This window comes from Aeromicrobium sp. 50.2.37 (assembly GCF_024655735.1).
Taxonomy (GTDB): domain Bacteria; phylum Actinomycetota; class Actinomycetes; order Propionibacteriales; family Nocardioidaceae; genus Aeromicrobium.
Window position 1 is genome coordinate 24,642 of record NZ_JANLGG010000035.1, and the last position, 6,369, is coordinate 31,010.

General features: G+C 71.4%; 6 protein-coding genes. All 6 read left to right on the forward strand.

The window, feature by feature from the left end:
• Positions 1-7 precede the first annotated feature (7 nt).
• Positions 8-430, forward strand: a complete 423-nt coding sequence (locus NUV38_RS15440; protein WP_257729970.1) for a molybdenum cofactor biosynthesis protein MoaE — start codon at positions 8-10, stop codon at positions 428-430.
• 55 nt (positions 431-485) lie between these two features.
• Positions 486-1,601, forward strand: coding sequence for a PDZ domain-containing protein (locus NUV38_RS15445; RefSeq protein WP_257729971.1), 1,116 nt, complete (start codon positions 486-488; stop codon positions 1,599-1,601).
• The gene (locus NUV38_RS15450) at positions 1,592-2,155 is read left to right on the forward strand and encodes a PPA1309 family protein (protein WP_257729972.1); all 564 of its coding nucleotides are present in this window, start codon (positions 1,592-1,594) and stop codon (positions 2,153-2,155) included. The genes NUV38_RS15445 and NUV38_RS15450 overlap by 10 nt, the downstream gene beginning before the upstream one ends.
• A 63-nt stretch (positions 2,156-2,218) precedes the next feature.
• Positions 2,219-5,134 carry a UPF0182 family protein gene (locus NUV38_RS15455; RefSeq protein ID WP_257729973.1) on the forward strand — a complete coding sequence of 972 codons (2,916 nt, stop codon included), beginning with the start codon at positions 2,219-2,221 and terminating at the stop codon, positions 5,132-5,134.
• A 133-nt stretch (positions 5,135-5,267) separates the two neighbouring features.
• Positions 5,268-6,023 (forward strand): cyclase family protein, encoded by a 756-nt coding sequence (locus NUV38_RS15460; RefSeq protein WP_257729975.1) that lies wholly within the window; start codon positions 5,268-5,270, stop codon positions 6,021-6,023.
• The coding region (locus NUV38_RS15465) for a hypothetical protein (RefSeq protein WP_257729976.1) at positions 6,020-6,369 on the forward strand (350 nt) is incomplete at its 3' end. The genes NUV38_RS15460 and NUV38_RS15465, both read left to right, overlap by 4 nt.

Sequence of the window (6,369 nt, forward strand, 5' to 3'; positions counted from 1 at the left end):
TGGGTCCATGAGCCCGGTCCGCCTCGTCGACGTCCGCGACACCGCCCTGAGCCTCGACGAGGTGTTCGAGGCCGTGCGCGATCCCGCCGCGGGCGGGGTGGCGCTGTTCGTGGGCACGGTCCGCGACCACGACGACGGTCGCGACGTGGCGGCCCTGCAGTACTCCGCCCACCCGAGCGCCGTGCAGCAGCTGCGCGAGGTGGCGGAACGGATCGTGCGCGAGGAGGACGTCGTCGCCGTGGCCGCCGTGCACCGGGTGGGCGACCTCGCGATCGGCGACCTCGCCGTCGTGGTGGGGGTCTCGGCCGGCCACCGGGCGGAGGCCTTCGCCGCCGGACGCCGTCTCATCGACGAGCTCAAGGCCGAGGTCCCGGTGTGGAAGCACCAGACCTTCGGCGCGGGCGACGCCACGTGGGTCGGGGCCTGTTGATCGTCGCGGCCCGTCTCGACCGGCTGCGCTTGCCGCTGAACTCTAGGGTGGACCCGTGCCCGAGGACGTGAGACCCGACAGTGCGGTGCCCGATGCCGAGCAAGATGCCGCGCACCGCCTCGGTCGTCGCTACGCGACGATGCTGGTCGCCGGCGTCAGCCTGGTGGCGCTCACCTGCGTGGCGTTCCTGCTGCCGGCCCCGTACGTGACGCTGCGTCCCGGCCCTGCCTTCGACACCTTCGGCGAGATCGGCGGGGAGAAGATGTTCACCTTCGGCAAGGGCGTCACGACCTACCCCGTCGACGGCTCCCTCGACTTCACCACGGTGTCGGTCACCCGGGCCGACACCCGGCTGACGCTCGGCGACGTCGTCAGCGCGTACGTCGAGCCCGACGTCGCGGTCGTCCCGCGCGACGTGGTCTACCCCGACGGGGAGTCGGCCGAGGCATCCCGCAGCGAGGGCCAGGCCCAGCTGACCAGCTCGAAGGACAGCTCGCTCGTGGTCGCCCTACGCGCCGCCGGCTACACCGTGGGCGAGGAGCCCGCGGTCGTCGGCGTCGCCGACGACGGAGCCGCGTCCGGCAAGCTGGAGGACGAGGACGAGATCACGGCCGTCGACGGACGTCGGACCCCCACCTCGCAGTCCGTGGTCGAGGCCGTCGGACGGGTCGAGCCCGGCGAGACGGTGCGTCTGGACGTGGTCAGGGACGGCAAGGAACGGACCGTCGACCTCGCCACACGCCCAGACCCGAAGGATCCCGCGATCCCACGCATCGGTGTCAGCCTCGGCACGCGGTACGACTTCCCGATCGACGTCTCGAACAACGTCGGCGACGAGGTCGGTGGCCCCAGCGCCGGCACGATGTTCGCGCTCGCCATCTACGACCAGCTCACGCCGGGCTCCCTCACCGGCGGGCGCACGATCGCCGGGACGGGGACCCTCAGCCCGGACGGCACGGTCGGGCCCATCGGGGGAGTGCAGCAGAAGATCGCCGGCGCGGCCGCGGCCGGCGCCACGATCTTCCTGGTGCCGAAGAGCAACTGCGAGGAGGCGACCCGCGGCTCCGACCACGGCCTGCGCCTCGTCTCGGTCTCGTCGTTCAAGGAGGCCGTCGCCGACCTGGAGGCCCTCGCGAAGGATCCCGATGCGAAGGTGGCCTCATGTCGATGACCCCTCCGCCGGAGTCGACCGGCGAGCCGCTCCCCTCGACCCCGCTGCGGCTCGTGGCACTCGAGGTCGAGGCCCACGTGGCCGCCGACGGCTGGGACCAGCCTGCGCGCATGTACGCCCTCGTGCGCACGGCGGCCCTCGTCGAGGCGGAGCCGGGCCTGGCGGAGCAGCTCGCCGTGTCGCTGCGTGACGCGCCCGACGGCTACACGACCATCGAGCAGGAGCTGCCCCAGGACGGTCGTCCGCTCGAGGACGTGCTCGAGGGCATCGAGTGGCCCGACGCCGTCGACGGCTGTGCCGTCGTCGTCGAGCGGATCATGCTGCCGCCGGAGGCCGAGGCCGACCTGCCCGACGACCCCGACGCCCTGGTCGAGGCGGTGGCGCAGCATCCCGAGCGCGCGGACGTCCGGCTCGTGGCGGCCGTCGACCGCGAGGGGGGTGGGCACAGCGCCGTGCGCGCGCGCACCCCCGACGACGCCCCGCTGCTCGAGGGGCCCGACCTCGTGCCCGGCCTGGTGCACGCACTGCGCCGGACCCTGGATGCGAGTGCCTGACGTAGGCTCTGAGCCCACCCCCGAACCGCCTTCCCCACCCCTGGACCCCAGACCTGGAGCCCCGTGAGCGACATCTTCGGAACACCCCGCCCGAGACCCGAGCCGACGCCCGGCGGCGTGGACCGGCGCCGCAAGGTCCTGGTGCCGACCTTGATCACCCTGGCCGCGCTGCTCTTCCTCGGCTCCATCTTCACCACGGTCTGGACCGACCGGCTCTGGTTCGCGTCCGTCGACTACTCGGGGGTGTTCACCACGATCATCCTCAACCGCGTGGGCCTCTTCGTGGTGTTCGGCCTGTTCTTCGGGCTCGTCGTCGCAGCCAACGCGTGGTTGGCCTACCGACTTCGCCCGGACTCGGTCCCGATGCGCCGTGACGACCCGGCCTTCCGGTACCAGCAGACCCTCGACCCGGTGAAGCGCGCGGCCCTCGTGGTGCTGGCCCTCGTGCTCACCGTCTTCGCCGGGTCGGTGGCCTCGTCGCGCTGGGAGGCCTTCCAGATGTGGCGCAACGGGACGGCCTTCGGCGAGAAGGACGCCCACTTCGGCAAGGACATCGGCTTCTTCGTCTTCGACCTGCCGTGGTTCAACTTCCTGTCCTCCTTCCTGTTCGCGCTCGTGGTCGTGGCGGTGCTCGTCACGGTGTTCGTGCACTACGTCTTCGGCGGGATCCGGTTCGCCGGTCGTGGTCCGAAGTTCAGCCGTGCCGCGCAGGTCCACGTGGCGGTGCTGGTCGGCTTCGGCGTGCTGCTGCGCGCGTTCGGCTACTGGCTCGGCCGCTACAACCTCGCGGTCGGCGACTCCGGGTTGTTCAGCGGCATCGGCTTCACCGACGCGAACGCGCGGATCCCCGCGGCCAACATCCTCATCGGCGTCGCGATCGTGTGCGCCCTGCTCTTCTTCGCCTCGGCGTTCGTGAAGTCGTGGGTGCTGCCGGGCGTCGGCCTCGGTCTGCTGCTGCTCACGTCGGTGCTCATCGGCGGCGTGTGGCCCTACGTCATGCAGTCCTTCCAGGTCCGCCCGTCGGAGCCGGACAAGGAGGGGCCCTACATCGCCCGCAACATCGAGGCGACCCGCGAGGCCTACGACATCGCCGACGTCGAGACCGAGGACTACACGGCCACCACCACGCTCACGCCTCAGGAGCTGAACGCCTCGGCCGAGTCCCGCGTGAGCACGCGACTGCTCGACCCGACGCTCATCTCGCCGGCGTTCGAGCAGCTGCAGCAGGTGCGTGGCTACTACACCGTCCCAGAGACGCTTGACGTCGACCGCTACAAGCTGGGCGACGACGAGACCCCGCAGGACGTCATCATCGCGGCGCGCGAGCTGTTCCTGAACGGTCTGCAGGACTCCCAGCGCAACTGGGCCAACGACCACACCGTCTACACCCACGGCTACGGCATCATCGCCGCGCGCGGAAACCAGCGTGGCGCGCAGGGTGAGCCCGTGTGGGTGCAGAAGGACATCCCGCCGGTCGGCGAGATCGAGACCGAGGTGCCGCCGCGCATCTACTTCGGCGAGAACTCGCCGTCGTACTCCATCGTCGGACGACCCGACGGCGCCGACCCGATCGAGGTCGACATCCCGCGCGGCGGGTCCGGCGGCGACGACGGCGCCGAGAACGCCACGCAGAACACCTACGACGGCGAGGGCGGTGTGCCGGTCGGCAGCCTGTTCCGCAAGGCGTTGTACGCGTTCAAGTTCGCCGAGCCGAACATCGTGCTGTCGAACCGTGTCAACGAGAACTCCAAGATCCTCTACGACCGTCACCCGCGTGACCGGGTCGAGAAGGTCGCGCCGTGGCTGACCGTCGACGGCGACACCTACCCGGCGGTCGTCGACGGCCGCGTGGTGTGGATCGTCGACGCCTACACGACGAGCAACAGCTACCCGTACAGCGAGCGGCGCTCGTTGCGGACGGCCACCGACGACACGCTCACGCAGGGGTCGGCGCAGGCCGCCCTGCCGACGGACAACGTCAACTACATGCGCAACTCCGTGAAGGCCGTCGTCGACGCCTACGACGGCTCGGTGAAGCTGTACCAGTGGGACGCCCAGGACCCGGTGCTCAAGACCTGGATGAAGGTCTTCCCCGGTGTCGTGGAGCCGAAGTCCGAGATCAGCCAGGGCCTGCTGGAGCACCTGCGCTACCCGGTGGACCTGTTCAAGGTGCAGCGCAACGTGCTCGAGCGCTACCACGTGACCGACGCCCAGACGTTCTACGAGGACGGTGAGCGCTGGCGCGTGCCGGAGGACCCGGCCACGCCCTCGGGTCAGACGCGTGCTCAGCAGCCGCCGTACTTCCTCACCACGACGCGCCCCGGCACGGAGAACCCCGCGTTCTCGCTGACGAGCGTCTACCTGCCCAACAGCAGGCAGAACCTGGCGGCGTTCATGTCGGTGAACTCCGAGGCCACGAGCGACGACTACGGCACGATGCAGATCCTGCAGCTGCCGTCCGACACCCAGGTGCCGGGTCCGAGCCAGATCGCCAACCAGTTCAGCTCCGACCGGGGAGTCACCCAGGCACTGCTGCAGTTCCGGCAGTCCGACGCGACGGTCCTGAACGGCAACCTGCTCACGCTTCCGGTCGGCGACGCGATGCTGTACGTGCAGCCGGTCTACATCCGGCGCCAGGCGAGCGAGGGCACGTACCCGGTGCTGCAGTTCGTGGCGGCGTCGTTCGGCGAGGAGGTCGGCTTCGGCCAGAACCTCGACGAGGCGCTGCGCGTGGCTCTGGGCCTCGAGGCGGGCACGGTGCCCGACCCCGACGAGGAGCAGGCGGGCGGTGGTGGCGACGCCGGCGGCGACACGGCCACCGAGGGCAAGACGACTCAGGAGTACCTCGAGGACGCCTCGGCCGCCTACTCGGCCGCCCAGACGGCCCTCGAGGAGGGCGACCTCGCCGAGTACCAGCGCCGCATCGACCAGATGAACGCTGCGGTGCAGGACGCGCAGGACGCGCTCGGCGACCAGTAGCGACGAGGAGACGACCCCGGGCCCGCCGTGCGGGACCCGGGGTCGTCCTGCGCGTGGGGGAGTGCGGTGGGGCGATCGAGCCGGCCCGCGCTCGCGCCTGGCACCGACGGACCTGCCGTGCGAGGGTGGGCCGATGAGTCGCTATCCGTGGTGGGACCTGCACGCTCGGCTGCGCGAGGAGTGCGCGTCCATCGACCTGACGCACGCCTTCCATCCTGGCCAGCCGCATTTCCCGGTCTTCCCCGACGAGCAGCGCAGCCAGGTCTTCGAGGTCGAGCGGGACGGTTTCGCCGTGCACCGCTACGAGCTGGTGGGGCAGTGGGGCACCCACGTGGACCAGCCCTCGCACTTCGTCGACGGTGCGCGGACGCTCGACCGCATCGGCGTCGAGCAGATGATCCTGCCGCTCGTGGTCATCGACGTGTCCGCGCGGGTCGCGGCCGACCCCGACACCGTCGTGACGCTCGAGGACGTCGAGGCCTGGGAGGCCGCGCACGGACCGGTCCCTGAGGGCTCGTTCGTGGCCCTGCGCACCGACTGGCACCGCAGGTGGCCCGACGACGACGCGATGGCCAACCGCGACGACGACGGCGTGGCGCACTACCCGGGGTGGTCGCGCGAGGTGCTCGAGCACCTGGTCGAGCGGGCGGGGGTGGCCGCCGTCGGCCACGAGACCACCGACACGGACCCGGGCAGCTCCACGTCGGCCGGTGACTACGGGCTCGAGCTGTACCTGCTGCAGCAGGACCGCTGGCAGATCGAGCTCATGGCGAACCTCGACCAGGTCCCGCCGGCCGGTGCGCTCGTCGTGGCGACGTGGCCCAAGCCGCAGGGCGGCTCGGGGTTTCCCGCCCGGGTCTTCGCGCTGGTGCCGAGAGCGGGATCGTGACGATCGACGGGTGGCTCGCGCGCGCCGGGTTGGCGGTCGGCGTGCTCGGGATGGTCCTCGTGCCGGCGGCGTGCTCCATGACCGGTCCCGACTCCGACGGCCCAGTTCAGGAGGAGACAGCTCCCGAGGAGACGGGCCGCTCCACGCCGATCCCGGAGGACCCGACGCTCACGGCGAAGCCGCCCGGCGGCAGCCAGCGCGTCACCGGTGTCGTCGAGCGGTCCACCGAGGACCGGTGCCTCACGCTGGCCGCTCCGGGGAGAACCTGGGTGCTCACGGGTGCGGTCGCCGGCCCGGAGGGCGGCGACCGCCGCACCCGGAACGGCCCGGCCCACCCCCCCGCCCC

Coding starts and splice junctions, on each gene's coding strand:
- NUV38_RS15440 (WP_257729970.1), top strand. CDS start 8: ATGAGCCCGGTCCGCCTCGTCGACGTCCGCGACACCGCCCTGAGCCTC.
- NUV38_RS15450 (WP_257729972.1), top strand. CDS start 1,592: ATGTCGATGACCCCTCCGCCGGAGTCGACCGGCGAGCCGCTCCCCTCG.
- NUV38_RS15460 (WP_257729975.1), top strand. CDS start 5,268: ATGAGTCGCTATCCGTGGTGGGACCTGCACGCTCGGCTGCGCGAGGAG.